The organism is Stenotrophomonas maltophilia (assembly GCF_900186865.1).
In the GTDB taxonomy this organism is placed as follows: Bacteria; Pseudomonadota; Gammaproteobacteria; order Xanthomonadales; family Xanthomonadaceae; genus Stenotrophomonas; species Stenotrophomonas maltophilia.
In genome coordinates, this window is record NZ_LT906480.1 from 4675305 (window position 1) to 4690450 (window position 15146).

Genomic DNA, 15146 nt, shown 5'->3' on the forward strand with positions numbered 1-15146 from the left:
ATTCCCCGGCACGGTTGGAATGTGCCAACCAAGGTTGGCACCCACCCGACCGGTAGTGCCGGCCGCTGGCCGGCAGAAGATTCCCCGGCACGGTTGGAATGTGCCAACCAAGGTTGGCACCCACCAGATCGGAGGTAGATCGTGGAATGGGATGTGCCGACCAACAGTCGGCACCCACCCGACCGGTAGCGCCGGCCGCTGGCCGGCGGAAGATTCCCCGGCACGGTTGGAATGTGCCAACCAAGGTTGGCCCCCACCAAAGCAGGGTCAGGCCAAGGCGGAGAGGGCCTTCACCAGCGCATCCATCTGCTCCGGCCGGGTGAACACCGACGGCGTCACGCGTACACAGGCACCCGATTCCAGGCCATCGCGATACGTGGTGAAAATCCGATGCTCATCCAGCAGTCGCTTCTGCAGAGCCATGTTGTCAGACACGCCGGTGCGCCCGCGCAGGCGGAAGCTGGCCAGCGCACTGGCCAGCCCCGGGTTCGGCGAGGACAGCACCTCGATGTGCGCCATCTGCCGCGCTGGCAGCGTCCAGCGCTCGCGCAGGTAGCGCAGCCGCGCCTGCTTGTTGGCCACACCGACGCGCTGATGCAGGGCAATCGCCTCCGGCAGTGCCAGGTAGGCGGCGAAGTTGACCGTACCGGTGTGCACGCGGCTGCCGACACGGCCATCATCGGTCTCGCCCATGTACGGGTCCAGGTCCGCCACGCGCCCCTTGCGCACGTACATCGCGCCGACGCCGACCGGCGCGCCGATCCATTTGTGCAGATTGATGCCCACGAAGTCAGCCTTCAGATCCGGCACCGCGTAGTCGATCTGGCCAAACCCATGGGCAGCATCAACGATCACATCGATACCGCGTGCGCGAGCACGCTCGGCGATCTCGGCCACCGGCAGCACCAGCCCATGGCGATGGCTGACCTGGGTCAGCAGCACCAGTTTCAGGCGCGGCAACCGCGTGAACGCGGCCTCGTAGGCCTGCAGAATCTGCGCGTGGTCGGGCACGGCCGGTAGCGCGATACGCTCGACCTGCACGCCGCGACGCTGCTGCAGCCAGCGCATCGCGCCGATCATGCTGTCGTAGTCGATGTCGGCATACAGCACCTGGTCGCCGGGCTGCAGGCGGTTGTAGCCACCGATCAGCGCCAGCATCGCCTCGGTGGCCCCCCGCGTCAGTGCGATCTCATCAGCACCCACACCCAGCAGTTCGGCTACCTCTCGCTGCACCGCCATGTATTGCGCCGGAAACGCGCGGCGCCCATACCAGGCGTTGCCACGATTCACTTCAGCGGTGTGGCGCTGGTAGCTGGCCAGCGTCTCGCGACCCATCGCGCCCCAGTAGCCGTTCTCCAGGTGGTTCACTTCATCGGTGATGTCGAAGTGGCTGGCCACGGCGGCCCAGTAGCCTTCATCGCGGGCCAGCACGTCCGGCGCCACGGTCGTCGAGGGAATCTCCATCGGCGAAGCGTAACGCGCAGCGGCGCTGGCAAGCAGTGAAGAAAGTGCAGCTGCGGCCGGCAGCAGTGCGCCGGCGCGCAGCAGGGAACGACGACGAGCGTCCATCAGAAGGTCAGCCGGTACTGCGCGTACAGGTTGGCACCGTCGGTGTCGTACGGCGCGTTGCGCGAGTAGACCAGGCCACGGCTGGCCTGGAACGTGGCCTCATCCGGGTAGCGATCGAACACATTGTCGGCGCCCACGCGCAGGCTGTGGTGCTCGTTGATGCGATAGCCCACGGCCAGGTCGAGGAAGCTCATCTCACCGAAGCGCTGGTAGATGTTGCCCACCGCGTTGCCGCTGGAATCGGTCCAGGCGCCGTAGTAGCGCATGCGCGCCATCAGCGACCAGGCACCGATGTCCCAGCTGCCGGTCAGACTTCCCTTGTGCTCGGGCAGGCGATCTTCGAACAGCACGCGCTGGGTCTCATTGGTGGCCACCGAGGTGCTGCCGTTGTCCACGCGTGTACGGTTGTAGTTGTAGGCCAGGGTCAGCGTCATGCGGCCGGCGCCGAGGTCGCGCAGGTAGTTGCCAACCACGTCCACGCCGGTGGTGGTGGTGTCGAAGTCGTTGGTGAAGTAGTTCACCGAGGTATAGCCCAGCGGATTGGGCGTACCGGCCGGAATGGCGAAACTGGCCGACTGGCTGAAGCGGTCGGTGAGCTTGATCTGGTAGACATCCACCGAGCCGGACAGGCCCAGGTCGGTGCGCCAGGTCAGGCCCAGCGAGGCGGTGCGCGATTCCTCCGGCTTCAACGGCTTGGCTCCAAGCAGCTGCGCCAGCGGATCGTTCGGCGACAGGCGGCCACTGGTGAAGATCTGCAGCGTGCGCGTGTCCAGGCCCTGGGTGGTGCTGGTGGTGTTGAGCTGCGCCGGCGTCGGTGCGCGGAAGCCGCTGGACACGGTGCCGCGCAGGGCCACGTCCGGGGTGATCGCAAAGCGCGCCGACAGCTTGCCATCCAGTGTGCTGCCGAAGCTGGAGAAGTCCTCGTAACGGCTGGCCGCACCGATGCTCCAGCGCTCACCCAGCGGCACCTCCATGTCCACGTAGGCGGCTTTGCTGCGCTGGCTCCACTGCCCGGCCTGGCTGGCCGAGAAGCCCGGTGCACCGTTGGAGTTGGCTTCCAGCCCAGCGGCAGCGCCCGGGCCCACGGCGTACGAAGCCGGATCACCGGCACGCACCTGGTAGGTCTCCTGGCGGAACTCGCCACCAAAGGCAACGTTGATCGGCTTGGACAGCGCGGCCACGTCCCATTCGTAGTTGAAGTCGGCGTTGGCATTCTTCTCGGTCTGGGTCAGGCGGCCGAGATCGAACGCGGTCGGGCTGGCGGGACCCAGCGAGGCGTTGATCGAATTCTTCAGGCTGTAGTCGATGGCATTGCGGCCATACGAGGCGCTGACATCCCAGCGCAGCTTCGGCGTGATCTCACCGCGCAGGCCACCGACCAGCTGCAGGTCGTTCTGGACGTTGCCGTACTGCGGGCTGAAGCCCACCGGGTACAACGAACGCAGGTTCCAGCCCGGGAAGATGGCGGTGGTGCGATACGCGCCGGTGGTGGTGTCCGGGTTGCGCCAGTTGAAATCGCTGACACCGTCGCTGTGGCTGTACAGGCCGAAGGCATAGAGCTCCAGCGTCTCGCTGGCATTGGCCTTCACGTTGAAGCCGACGCGGCGGCTTTCCAGTTCCGGCTGGCCCCAGCGCTGCACCGGATTGGGCACGTCCAGCTCCGGATGTGCAGCCTGGAAGGCGATCGCGTCCGGGCGCTGGCGCGTGCGCGAGGTGGCGTCGGAGTTGGACGATTCGGCGAACAGCACCAGGCTGCCGTAGTCGCCCAGCGACCAGCCGGTGCGCGCACTGAAATCGCGGGAGGCACCGTCGCCCTGCGCGTACTGCGAATAGCCGGCGGTGATCTCGGTACCTGGGCCATCCTCGAGGATGATGTTGATGACACCGGCGATGGCATCCGAGCCGTACTGCGCCGACGCGCCATCACGCAGCACCTCGATGCGCTTGATCGCGCTGGTCGGAATCTGTGCAAGGTCGGCCGCCTGTGCACCACGGTTGCCGAGCAGCGCGCTGCGGTGGAAGCGGCGGCCGTTGACCAGCACCAGGGTCTGGTCCGGCGACAGGCCACGCAGGGTCGCCGGGCGCACGAACACCTGGCCATCTGCCATCGGCAGGCGCTGCACCACGAACGAGGGCACCAGCTGGGCCAGCACGTCCTTCAGGTCGGTGGATTCGACGGACGTGATGTCTTCCTTGGTGAACACGTCCACCGGCGCCAGTGTTTCGAACTGGGTGCGGTTGGACGCGCGGGTACCGGTGACCAGCATCGCGTCGAGCTGGGTGGGTGCGGCGTGGCTGCCGCCGGCGGCATCGACCGCATCGGCTTCCGCTGCGATCGCGCCTCCTGCGCTGGCCATGGAAAGGGCGAGGAGGATGGAACGCGAGAGCTTCGAACGATGCACGGCAGGGCTCCGGGAGGACGCGACAGGGCCAGCACCTGTTCGGAAACAACAGGGCTGGACAAGGCGCGCAGTCTCGGCGCGATCTGTGAAGGAGCCATGACGTCAGTGCGACAGCTTGATGCGCCAACCAAGATTGGCCCCTGCCAAGGCTCATCCGTAGATCCACGCCATGCATGGATGGGCAATGCAGACCCACGCCCCATCCCCGCACACAGCGGCTAGCCGTTGCCGTTGCCGTTGCCGTCGTCGCCAAAGCCGAAACGGGCCGGCCGTGCCGTTCGCAGCGGAACGAACATCATGGCGGCGAACACCACCAAGGCGGGGGTGGACATGATCCAGATGCCCCTGTTGCGAATCCCGATCCCCATGAAGTCGACCTGCAGATCGCCGATCCATTGCAGCTGCGTCAGTATCATCACCAGCCCGCCGATAGTCGCGCACGGCAACCCACCGTGACCCGCCCCCAACAACGTCGGTGTCAGAAACCCGCCCAGCAACGCGAAGCCGACACGGTACACCCAGGGATTGCCGCGCCACCGTGGCGCGCCGAACAACATCAGCAGCATCAGCGCCAGGGTCAACAGACTGGGAAGTACCCAGAGGGCAAGCAGCATTTCGATCATCTCGATCATCGGCCGGGCTCCGCTGGCCTGGCATCCCACGTCGTCGATCGCATCTCCCTGCCCCTCATCACGTCCATGAAGCACGCATTGTTGCCGGTACGCAGGCAGACGCAAAGCCCCGGCAGCGCAAGAACTGCTAAACGCCGCGCCTACCGATCCGCTACTGTGCCCGGCATCGGATTCAAGGAACGGCAGGATGAGCGCGGCAGGCAAGGCGTTGTGGTACATCGAAACCCATGCGGATCGACCGCTGGCACTGGCCGACGTCGCCGCTGCGGCGGGGCTGTCGCCGTTCCATCTGTCGCGCCTGTTCCAGGCCCGCACCGGTACCTCGGTGGTGCGCTACCTGCGCGGACGGCGCCTGACCGCGGCCGCGCAGCGGCTGGCCGCCGGCGCAGGCGACATCCTGCAGGTGGCACTGGGTGCGGGCTACACCACCCATGCAGCGTTCACCCGTGCCTTCAGCGAACAGTTCGGACAGACACCAGAGCGGGTACGCGAACAGGGCACCGACGGCCTGGCACTGGTACAGGCGATCCGCGTGGACGAGGCGCCTGTACCCTGCGATGAGGCACCGCGCCTGCTCGACACGCCCGCCTTCCAGCTGGCGGGTATCGGCATGCGGCATACCCGCGACAGCGGCGGTGCGATTCCCGGACAATGGGCGCAGCTCAACCGGGAATGGCCGACGCCCGCTCCAATCAGCTTCGGCGTGTGCTGCAACAGCGATGACGATGGCGGCTTCGATTACATCGCGGCTCTGCCGGCAAGCGCGGTGCCGAGCGTGCCTGCGCATTGGCAACGGGTGGACGTGCCGGCGCGCCGCTATCTTGTGGCCTGGCACGGCGGGCACATCTCGGCCATCCGCTCGACCTGGTTCTGGCTGCTGGACCATTACCTGCCAGGCTCCGGCCTGAGCCTGGCAGAGGCACCGGACCTGGAACGCTACGACACCCGCTTTGATGAGCACACCGGCAACGGCGGCGTGGAGATCTGGCTGCCAGTCGACGAACGTCCCAACTGACAAGGAACTGAAGATGCGCATGATGGCCGCTGTGCTGGGAATGATCCTCATGGTCTCCACTGCCATCGCCGAGGGCAGCGAGACGCAGGCGGCCGGCGAGCGCCACGGCGCCACCATGGTGGCCAGCGCGGCTGTACGCGATGCGCAGCACCACGACGCGCTGCGCTACACGGTCTGGTACCCAGCGCTGGCCGGCAGCCGGGAAACCGCCCTGACCATCGGCCCGCCCGACGCACCGCTGTTCGAGGTTGGACGCGCAGCGGTGGATGCTCCCGTCGCGGGGGCTCGCCTGCCGACGCTGCTGCTGTCGCACGGTAACGGCGGCAGCGCACGCATGATGGGCTGGCTGGGCACGGCGCTGGCGCGGAACGGTTATCTGGTGATCGCGGTCGATCATCCCGGCAACAACGGTGCCGACGAGATGACCCTGCCCGGCAGCGTGCTGACCTGGCTGCGCGCGGATGATCTGCGCGCTGCGCTGGCCGCCGTGCAGGCCGATCCGATCCTCGGCCCGCATGTCGATCCAGAACGGCTGGGCGTGGTCGGCTTCTCGGCCGGTGGCTACACCGCGCTGCTGGCAGCCGGTGCACGGCCCAGCCTGCAGCGACTGCTGGCCTTCTGCACCGCGCACCCGGATGACGGCGTCTGCCAACCGCAACAGGAGGCGGCCACGCACACGATGCAGGCGCGCCGGGCCGCTGCGGCTTCGCCCGCGCTTGCCCCTTGGATCGCCGAGGCTGACGCACAGCGCGCGATTCCCGGCGTGCGTGCCGTGTTCCTGCTGGCACCCGCCATCGTGCAGGCGTTCGCGCCCGCGCAGCTGTCCGCGTTGCGGCAGCCGGTATCGATCATGTTGGGGACCGCAGACACCGTCGCGCCACCGGAGACCAATGGTGAGGCCGCACAGGCGCAGATTCCGCGCGCAACGCTGCAACGCCTGCCGGACGTGGGTCACTACGACTTCCTGGCGGCCTGTACCGTTGTCGGCGGGCAGAGGCTGCCCGAGCTCTGCAGCACTGCGGTTCCCAGGACGAAAACCCACCGGCAGGCGGTGGATGCAGCCACGCGATTCTTCGCCGACGCACTGCGCTAGTGGCCGCCGGATGCGGCCCGGCGCTACAGTGATCGCGTCCACGGAGAACGATCATGCGCCTGCTGCACCTCACCCTGCCGGTCTCCGATGTCGGCGCCGTCGCTGCGTATTTTCACGATGTCCTGCAGCAACGCGTGATCGGCCCCCATGTGCACATCGGCTGGAGCACGATCGAACTGCAGCCCGCTGAAGGACGTCCGCTCGGAGGCGTGCACCTGGCCTTCAACGTGCCGGACAACCGCTTCGGCGAGGCGATGACGTGGCTACGCGAGCGCACCCCGTTGCAGCGTAATCCCGCGGGGCTGGACTACTTTGCGCTGGAAAGCAGCTGGCAATCGCAGTCGGTGTACTTCACTGGCCCCGATGGCTTGATCCTGGAACTGATCGGCCGCCGCCGCTTGCCCGACAGTACGCATCAGGGCGCCTTCCACGGCAGCGAACTGACCTGCCTGAGCGAGGTCGGCCTGCCCAGCCACGATGTCGATGCTGTGCGCGAACAGTCCAGCCTGCGGTTCGGCCTGCAACCGATCAGTCCGCCTTCGGCGCAGTTCGCGCCGATGGGCGACGACGAAGGCCTGCTGATCGTGGTTGCTGCGGACCGACGCTGGTTCCCCGAGCAGAAGGACCTGCCCAATGCGCAGGGGCTGTTGCTGCAGGTCGGCGACGTGGCCGGCCCGGGCGTTGTGGAGGACGCTGCACTCGGCTGGCGTGTGCAGGCGACCTGATCTACCAGCTGCCCGACGCGCCGCCTCCGCCGCTGCGGCCGCCGCCTCCGGACCAGCTGCTGGAGCTGCTCGACGACGAACTGCTGGATGACGAACTGGACGCGCTGCGGTGGCCGCCGGATGCTCTGCGGCTGCCGTGTGCCTTCTCACCTGGCAGCATGGTGAAGATCCAGGTGAAGTACAGCACGAGCGTGCCGGCACTCCACCCGATCGTCGTGGCGAGGCGAGCAACCGGGCCGGCGCGATCGATGGCCAGCAGTGCGAAGAGCACGTAGCCAGCGGTCAGCAGCAACAGCACTGCGCACCTCACCCCGAAGCTGCTGCGGTCCTTGTGCCAGCGCGCGCGGCACGCCTGTACGAGGAAGAACACCAGCATGGCCACGATGCCTACCGCCAGGTCCAGCAACGTGTGCAGGGCCAGACTGGGTGGCAACTGGCCACGCACCACCATCACCACGAAGAACCCCGAACTGACCCCGAGCATGCCGAGCAGCACCACGCGCACACCGCGGCTACGGCACCAGCACCAGCCAAGCAGGCTCGCCACCGGTACGCACAACGCCAACACGATGCAGAGCGCTGCCAGTGCGTGGCGTGGCGCCCACATGGCCGCCGCCAGCACGCCCGCGGCCACCACCGCCGTCACCAGCAGCGGGCGGGCCCAGGCCGGCAATCGCTCCGGGTGCGCCTGCGCCGAGGGCGGCGAGCGCCACAGACCCGCAAGGAAGCCGGCCAGCAGCGTCAGTGCAACCACCGAGTCTGCGCTGCGCCAATCGGCCGGCAGCACGTTGCACATCGATGGTTCTTCCCATGCCGGTAGGTCCTCGCCATCGATCAGCGCCACTATGATCTTCGTTCCGTCCAGCACGCCCTGGTCAAGGTCGCCATCGCGGAAGCGCGGCACGATCGCCTTGTCGATGATGCGGGCGGCATAGGCATCGGGTATCGCGCCCTCCACGCCGTAGCCGGTCTGGATGCGTACACGGCGGTCCTGCACGGCCACAAGCAGCAGCACGCCATCGTCAACGCCTTCGCGGCCCAGCTGCCACTGGTCGAACACCCGCTGTGCGTAAGCTTCGATGCCTTCGTCGCCAACATGGTTGACTACCATCACCTGCAGCTGCGCGCCTGTGCGCGCCTGCAACTGGAATGCCTGCGTGCGCAGTTTGTCGCGGGTATCCGCCGAAAGTGCGTTGGCGGCGTCCACCACCGGATCATCCAGCGCAGGGACTGCAGCACCGGCCATCACCACCCTCGGCAACAGGCACAACAGCATCAACAGCCATGCCGTGGCCCAGGTGCACGTCATCCTGCGCAGCATCTTCACGTTCCCTGCCCTGCCTCGATCCGCGCATGCAGCGCCTGCAGCTGTGCCGCCGTCTGGTTGAACACCTGCAGATCGGCATCCACCAGGGCCGCCCAGTCAGGCGCGTGCCCCAGCAGTTGCGCCACCTGCTCGTTCGGCGCGCGATCGAAGCCCTCGCCAAGCACGGCAAGATAGCGCGCACGGAACTCTTCGGGATCGCGCTGGTCCTGCACATACAGCTGCACGGCCAGCAGACCCGCATACAGGTAGTTCACCAGATAGTTCGGGTCTTCATACATCAGGCGCTTGCCGATCCAGGCGTTGCGCAGCTGCGGGTAGCGCTCCGGTTGCTGGCCGAAGCGTGCGAGCACCCGCCCGGTCAGCGCGTCCAGGTCATCGGCGGTGCCCAGCGTGCCGGCGGCAACGCCCTGGTAGATCGACCGCTCCAGCTGCGCTTCCTCGGAAGAGGTGAACAGCTGCAGCACCATGTCGTCCAGCAGCGATTTCAGGTAGTAGGCCTTGGCACGCGGGTCCTGTGCCTGCTGGTACAGCTGGTCGCGGAAGCGCAGCTCGTTGTAGATCGCGAACGCCTCGGTCAGCCACTGGCTGCCATTGCGCTGCAGCGGCGACGCATGACCCCGCTGCATCCACTCGCCATGCACGGCATGGCCAGCTTCATGGGCGATCTCGACATCGCTTTCCAGGTCCCCGCTGCGGACACCAACGAACAGCATTGCCGGCACACCGGGAGCGCTCACGGAGAACGCGTCCTGGCTGCGGTCACCGCGTTCGGTGGCCAGATCCATGCGGTTGCTGGCCGGATCGAGCAGCGCGCGCAGTTCAGCCACGTACGCCGGGCCCAGGTGCTGCATGGCATCGGCGGCGTTGTCGCGCAGCTGCGCCAGCGTCAGCATCGGTGGCGTGTAGCCGGCATCGGGCACCGTGGTATCCCAGATCTGCGGCGCATCGATGCCCGATCGCGCAGCGTGGTGCAGCAGCATCTCCTGGTAGGCGCGGCGGTCTTCCGCATGCTGTTCGATCGCCACCAGCGTTGCATCCACTGCAGCAGTATCCAGGCCCATGCGCTGATAGCCATGTGCCGGCGCCGAGCCGTCACCCTGCAGGCGTGCGGCAGCGTCATTCACCTGCACGAGCCCCAGCAGCACCGACGCCATCGGCTCACGGCGCGATTGCAGGCCTTGCCAGTAGCCCTTCCAGCCCGCCTCGCGCAGGGCGCGGTCGGGCTGCCGGGCCAGTGCCTGCCTGTCGCGCCCCGTGTCCCAGTGCCGGCCGCCGTGCTCGATCTGCGGGTACTCGGCGCTGCGCAGGATCTGCCCACGCAGGCGCGCGAAGCTGTCCAGCGCCGGATCGGCCAGTGCCTCCACGGCCTCATCCAGCGCGGCGTTGGCCGGGGCGGCGGCCTCCTTCAACGCGCGTGCGCGCAGGAAGCCATAGGGTGCTGCCCATGGCGCATCCGCGGGCGCCTCGCGCAGAGCGGCGCGGCCGCTGCGGGCAATGCGGCTGCACAGCCCCATCACCTGGTCCAGCGCCTGGGCCGGACGCTGATCACGCGCATTGCGGGCGGCCTGCAGGTGCAGGTAGCTGTGATGGCGCAGGCACTGCGCCTCCAGTACCTCGGCCTGCCGGAAGCGTTCCGCGGGTGCAAGGGTGGACGCCTGCCGCAGAGCGTCGACGCGCTTGCCCAGTGCGTCTCGCGCGGCCTGTTCGGCGGTGGCATTGGCGAAGTAGGCGCGGTCATCGGCATGCACCGACTGTGCCTGGGCGCCGCTGAGGGAGGCTATCGCCAGCACAGCTGCGATGGCGGTGGTGGTGGCGTGCTTCCTGAAAGCCTGCATCGGCGTCTCCCTGCCTGGACCAGGGATCGAGCCTAGCAGTCACTGGCCCGCCGCGCCTGTGCCGGATCAGGTTTCAGATCGACTCGTCCTCACGCTTGACCAGTGTCCAACACGGCGTCTGCGCAAAGGTGTAGGTCTGCTGGTCGCTGCTGTCCGGCATACGGATCTGCACCTGCCGCTGCCCATCGGCCAGGGGGCTGATCTGTATTTCGCGGCCCTGGCCGGCCAGCGCAGCAGGATCGGGCATCACCGGCCACTCGACATCGGCCAGCGCCAACCGGCTCTCCACCTTTCGCGGTTCCGGCTCGGCCTCCGCATCGATGTAGCTGTCCAGCAGCGGGTCGGCAGTGGCCTTTCCCTGCAGCCCGATCTCATTGCCGAAATGCTTCAGGAATGTATCGAATTCCGGGTGGGGGCATTCACTGCGTGCAGCCACAGGTGTGGGCTCGGCGGCAGTGATCGCCGGCGCCGCTGCGGCAGGCCCGGCTTCGCCCGCTGTCTGCGGTGGCTGCGGCGCTGGCGTGCAGGCAACCAGCACCACGCCACAGGCGAGCATCAGCAGTGCGGCAGAACGGTATCGACACATGGGCTCATCCTGAATCCGGTCCGGTCGCTCCATGCTACCGCGCGCCCTACAATTCCGGCATTCCGCCTGTCCGAGAGTCCTCATGCATCGCCTCCTGCTCCTGATCGGCCTGCTGCTGCCCGCCCTGTGGCCAGCGGTGGCGATGGCCGTCGATGTCCACGAAGGCGATCTGCTGTTTGTCACCGCCGGCCGCAGCGGCCTCAGTGCGGCCATCGACGATGCCACCGGCAAGCAGGGCGCGCCCAGCTTCGATCACGTCGCCCTGGTCGCTTCCACGCCGAAGGGCTGGGAGGTATTGCATGCGGACGAGAAAGGATCGCGCCGGCAATCGCTGGTCGAGTTCCGCCAGGAGGCGCGCGCCAAGCAGCGGCAGATCGTGGTCTATCGCCTGCACGCGCCGCAGCAGGCGGCCATCAAGGATGCGGTCGCCACCGCGCGCACGATGCTGGGCAAGCCGTACAACACGTCGTATGTGTTGAGCGAGGACAGCTACTACTGCTCGGACTTCATCGAACGCGCCTTCCGTGCGCACCACGTGTTCGCATTGCAGCCGATGAACTTCCGCAACCCGCAGACCGGGGAGATCGCCCAGCACTGGGTGGATCTGTACCGCGGCATGGGCATGGACGTACCGCAGGATCAGCCCGGCACCAATCCGAACGACATGTCGGCAGCGCCGGTGCTGCAGCGTGTCGGCGTGCTGGAATAAGCAAAGCCCCGCACGGGGCGGGGCTTTGCATCACCGGAGCTGGTAGCGAGGTCACTCTTCCTCGTCCTGCCCACCCTGCTGCTGGTTGCGCTGGTTGCGCTGCTGCTGTTCCTGCTGCTGTTGCTGCTGCTGGTCGCGGCCACGACCCTGCTGCTGATCCTGCTGGTTCTGCTGGCCCTGCTGCTTCTGGTTCGGGTTCTGCTGTGCCATGTCCGATCTCCAAAGCCACTCGCGGAATGCGGTGGACGTGGCCATCGTCTGCAGCGAATGGTTAATCACGCGTGGGTGCGCGGCTACATCTGCGTGTACGCCTGTGAATGAACGCGCAGAAGCCCTTGTGGCACAAGCGGCTGAAGAATTCATGCGGGTTCGGCATGTGCTCATGCAGTGGTCAGCATGGCGCGCATTCATGGCGTTCTCAGCCGGAAACACGCGCGGAAGGAGGCTGGCTTCCCAACTCACGCAGGCAAGCAAGCCCAGCATTCAGGGCATCACCGGCGGCACATAGGCCAGGGTCATGCCCAGCAGCCACAGCAGGCCCAGCACCAGCGGGATGTGCACCAGCAGCTGTATGAAGGTGAAGCCCACGATGTCGCGTGCCTTCAGGCCCAGCACGCCCAGCAGCGGCAGCATCCAGAACGGATTGATCAGGTTCGGCAGCGCTTCGGCCGCGTTGTAGACCTGCACCGCCCAGCCCAGGTGTGCCTTCAGTTCGTTGGCGGCCTGCATCACGTACGGCGCCTCGATGATCCACTTGCCACCACCGGAGGGCACGAAGAAGCCCAGCACCGCCGAGTAGACGCCCATCACCAGCGCGAAGGTATCGGTGCTGGCCACGTGCACGAACAGGCTCGACAGCCGGTGCGCCAGTGTCTGCCCGTCGCCACCGGCAGCGTGGGTGAGGATCATCGCGATGCCACCGTACAGCGGGAACTGGATCAGCACGCCGGTGGTGCTGGGCACCGCCTTGGCCACCGCGTTGAGGAAGCTGCGCGGCCGCCAGTGCAGCAGCAGGCCCAGCGAAATGAACAGGAAGTTGTAGGTGTTGAGGTTGGCGATGGCGGTGACCACCGGCTTGTTGGCGAACTCGTTGAACAGCCAGCCGAACGCCAGCAGCGAGAGCAGCACGGTCAGCAGCGGGCTGTACTCCAGCCATTCGCCCGGGCGCGTGCGGCGCTGCAACGGCTGCGGCTCGGCCTGCGCGGCGCCGGGGAAGTCTTCAGCGGTACGGGCACTGCCGGCGGCCGGTGCGGTCAACCAGGCGATCAGCAGCGAGACCAGGATCAGCACCGCGGTCAGTGCGATCGACTGCCACAGGAAGATGGTTTCGGTAAACGGCAGGACGCCGGTGATCTCGACCAGGCCCGGCGGCATGCTGGCCGGATTGGCCTGCAGCTGTGCGGCCGAGGAACTCAACCCCATCGCCCACACCGCCCCCAGGCCGAGGTACGCCGAAGCACCCGCGGCGCGGTAGTCCATGCGCAGTTCGGTGCGGCGGGCCAGCGCGCGCACCAGCAGGCCACCGAACACCAGCGAGAAACCCCAGCTGAGCAGCGAAGCGAGCATGCTGACCAGGCCCACGTACACCACCGCACCGCGGCCGGTACGCGGCACCCGGGCGAGGAAATCGATGAAGCGTGCGACCACCGGCGCGGTGGCCACGGCGTAGCCACCGATGACCACGAAGGCCATCTGCATGGTGAAGGGGATCAGGCTCCAGAAACCGTCACCGAAGGCGCTGGCGGTGGCCTGCGGGGTCGAGCCGAAGCCCATCGCGGCCAGCGCGACGATGACCACGCCCAGCACCGCGAACACGTACGCATCGGGGAACCACTTTTCCGCCCAGGCGGCCGAGCGCAGCGCTGCGCGCGCCATCCAGCCGTCCTGTACTGCTGCCGTCGAGGCCATGCCTACCCTCCCAGGTTCGATGGATCGATTCTGGGCGGTGGGGTGCGGCCTGTCAGCCACCTATTGGTCGTAGGTCGCCGAGGAGGGTAGTGCCGGCCGCTGGCCGGCAATCTCGCGATCGCACACGGGTGCAGCCGGCCAGCGGCCGGCTCTACCTCACCTTGGGCTCAACGCAGTGCCAGATCCACGGCGATGCCGGCAAACAGCGCGGCACCCACCCAGTTGTTGTGCAGGAACGCCTTGAAGCAGGGGCCGCGCTCGCGGTTGCGGCAGATCCAGAACTCGTACACCACCAGCGCGGTGGCCACGGCCACGCCGGCCAGATAGTACCCACCCAGCCCGCCACGCACGCCGACCAGCGCCATGGTGGCCAGGAACAGCGCGTACAGCACGCCCTGGATGACCAGGTCGAGGTCGCCGAACAGGATCGCGGTGGAGTGCGAGCCCATCTTCAGGTCGTCCTCGCGGTCGACCATGGCGTACCAGGTGTCGTAGGCGGTGGACCACAGGATGTTGCCGGCGTACAGCAGCCAGCCCAGCATCGGCACCTCGCCCTGCACGGCGGCGAAGGCCATCGGGATGCCCCAGCCGAACGACATGCCCAGGTAGACCTGCGGCAGATGGGTATAGCGTTTCAGGTAGGGGTAGCTGGCGGCCAGGAACACGCCGATGAAGCTCAAGCCGATGGTCAGGCCATTCAGGGTCAGCACCAGGCCGAACGCCACCAGCATCAGCACCGCGAACAGAGCGAGCGCGGCGCGGCCGCTGATTGCGCCGGTGGCCAGCGGACGCGCCTTGGTGCGTTCCACGTGCGGGTCGAGCCAGCGGTCGGCGTAGTCGTTGATGACGCAACCGGCCGAGCGGGTCAGCCACACGCCTGCTGTGAACACGAACAGCGTCCACAGCGGCGGCAGGCCGTCAGCAGCCAGCCACAACGCCCACCAAGTGGGCCACAGCAGCAGCAACGTGCCGATCGGGCGATCAGCGCGCATCAGACTCCAGTAATGCCGCCAACGCGGCGTCGCCGGCGACTGCGGCGAAGTGAGGGGGGTATCAGCCATGGCGATAGGATACTCCTGCCCCTCCGGCAGGGCTTTGCCGGTGGGGGGAGATTTGTTCGGCGAAACTGGATAGAATGCCGGTCCCGCACCGCCTCATGGCGCTGCGATGCCCGCCCCGGCACTGGCCGACGGCGCGGCAGTTCTACAACGCGCCCGTAGCTCAGCCGGATAGAGTAGTGGCTTCCGAAGCCATTGGTCGGGGGTTCGAATCCCTCCGGGCGCGCCATTTTTTCTTCATTGCCTGTACGCAGCGTCCCAACCGGGCGATGCTGCGAAGTCGCAAG

General features: G+C 67.2%; 13 protein-coding genes and 1 tRNA gene. 5 read left to right on the forward strand and 9 right to left on the reverse strand.

Annotated features, from left to right (window positions below; all coding sequences use genetic code 11):
• Nucleotides 1-267: 267 nt before the first annotated feature.
• The 3 genes from CKW06_RS22065 to CKW06_RS22075 form a co-directional block, all read right to left on the reverse strand.
• Nucleotides 268-1569: an aminotransferase class V-fold PLP-dependent enzyme gene (locus CKW06_RS22065; protein ID WP_024957991.1), complete on the reverse strand. Its 1302-nt coding sequence runs from the start codon at nucleotides 1567-1569 to the stop codon at nucleotides 268-270.
• A complete protein-coding gene (locus CKW06_RS22070) occupies nucleotides 1569-3971 on the reverse strand; it encodes a TonB-dependent receptor plug domain-containing protein (RefSeq protein WP_024957992.1) in 2403 nt (800 codons plus the stop codon). Before CKW06_RS22070 ends, CKW06_RS22065 begins: the two co-directional genes overlap by 1 nt.
• Nucleotides 3972-4189: 218 nt before the next feature.
• On the reverse strand, nucleotides 4190-4603 hold the full coding sequence (locus tag CKW06_RS22075; protein WP_005411483.1) for a hypothetical protein: 414 nt from the start codon (nucleotides 4601-4603) through the stop codon (nucleotides 4190-4192).
• Between the two features lie 187 nt (nucleotides 4604-4790).
• On the opposite strand from CKW06_RS22075, the gene CKW06_RS22080 reads away from it, so the two are divergent.
• From CKW06_RS22080 to CKW06_RS22090, 3 genes are read left to right on the forward strand one after another with little or no spacing between them, the layout of a single operon-like run.
• Nucleotides 4791-5618, forward strand: a complete 828-nt coding sequence (locus tag CKW06_RS22080; protein ID WP_024957993.1) for an AraC family transcriptional regulator — start codon at nucleotides 4791-4793, stop codon at nucleotides 5616-5618.
• Nucleotides 5619-5631: 13 nt separating this feature from the next.
• The gene (locus CKW06_RS22085; RefSeq protein WP_024957994.1) at nucleotides 5632-6711 is read left to right on the forward strand and encodes an alpha/beta hydrolase family protein; all 1080 of its coding nucleotides are present in this window, start codon (nucleotides 5632-5634) and stop codon (nucleotides 6709-6711) included.
• A 53-nt stretch (nucleotides 6712-6764) separates the two neighbouring features.
• Complete coding sequence (locus tag CKW06_RS22090; protein WP_024957995.1) at nucleotides 6765-7436, forward strand: VOC family protein; 672 nt, start codon at nucleotides 6765-6767, stop codon at nucleotides 7434-7436.
• A 1-nt stretch (nucleotide 7437) separates the two neighbouring features.
• Here the strand turns inward: CKW06_RS22090 and CKW06_RS22095 are convergent, their stop codons facing one another.
• The 3 genes from CKW06_RS22095 to CKW06_RS22105 all read right to left on the reverse strand — a co-directional run bounded on the left by CKW06_RS22095 (nucleotide 7438) and on the right by CKW06_RS22105 (nucleotide 11184).
• Nucleotides 7438-8757 (reverse strand): TPM domain-containing protein, encoded by a 1320-nt coding sequence (locus CKW06_RS22095; RefSeq protein WP_024957996.1) that lies wholly within the window; start codon nucleotides 8755-8757, stop codon nucleotides 7438-7440.
• A gap of 2 nt (nucleotides 8758-8759) precedes the next feature.
• Complete coding sequence (locus tag CKW06_RS22100; protein ID WP_024957997.1) at nucleotides 8760-10598, reverse strand: M3 family metallopeptidase; 1839 nt, start codon at nucleotides 10596-10598, stop codon at nucleotides 8760-8762.
• Between the two features lie 73 nt (nucleotides 10599-10671).
• The gene (locus CKW06_RS22105) at nucleotides 10672-11184 is read right to left on the reverse strand and encodes a hypothetical protein (RefSeq protein WP_024957998.1); all 513 of its coding nucleotides are present in this window, start codon (nucleotides 11182-11184) and stop codon (nucleotides 10672-10674) included.
• An 82-nt stretch (nucleotides 11185-11266) separates the two neighbouring features.
• Here CKW06_RS22105 and CKW06_RS22110 point away from each other — a divergent pair, with 82 nt between their 5' ends.
• Nucleotides 11267-11893: a YiiX/YebB-like N1pC/P60 family cysteine hydrolase gene (locus CKW06_RS22110; protein WP_024957999.1), complete on the forward strand. Its 627-nt coding sequence runs from the start codon at nucleotides 11267-11269 to the stop codon at nucleotides 11891-11893.
• A 51-nt stretch (nucleotides 11894-11944) separates the two neighbouring features.
• On the opposite strand, the gene CKW06_RS24045 is transcribed toward CKW06_RS22110, so the two are convergent.
• The 3 genes from CKW06_RS24045 to ubiA form a co-directional block, all read right to left on the reverse strand.
• The gene (locus tag CKW06_RS24045; RefSeq protein ID WP_169800873.1) at nucleotides 11945-12103 is read right to left on the reverse strand and encodes a hypothetical protein; all 159 of its coding nucleotides are present in this window, start codon (nucleotides 12101-12103) and stop codon (nucleotides 11945-11947) included.
• A 273-nt stretch (nucleotides 12104-12376) separates the two neighbouring features.
• Nucleotides 12377-13801 carry a short-chain fatty acid transporter gene (locus CKW06_RS22115; protein WP_005414775.1) on the reverse strand — a complete coding sequence of 475 codons (1425 nt, stop codon included), beginning with the start codon at nucleotides 13799-13801 and terminating at the stop codon, nucleotides 12377-12379.
• A gap of 167 nt (nucleotides 13802-13968) precedes the next feature.
• Nucleotides 13969-14862: a 4-hydroxybenzoate octaprenyltransferase gene (gene ubiA / locus CKW06_RS22120; RefSeq protein ID WP_024958000.1), complete on the reverse strand. Its 894-nt coding sequence runs from the start codon at nucleotides 14860-14862 to the stop codon at nucleotides 13969-13971.
• A 149-nt stretch (nucleotides 14863-15011) separates the two neighbouring features.
• Here ubiA and CKW06_RS22125 point away from each other — a divergent pair.
• Nucleotides 15012-15088 (forward strand) — tRNA-Arg (locus CKW06_RS22125).
• The last annotated feature ends 58 nt before the right edge of the window (nucleotides 15089-15146 follow it).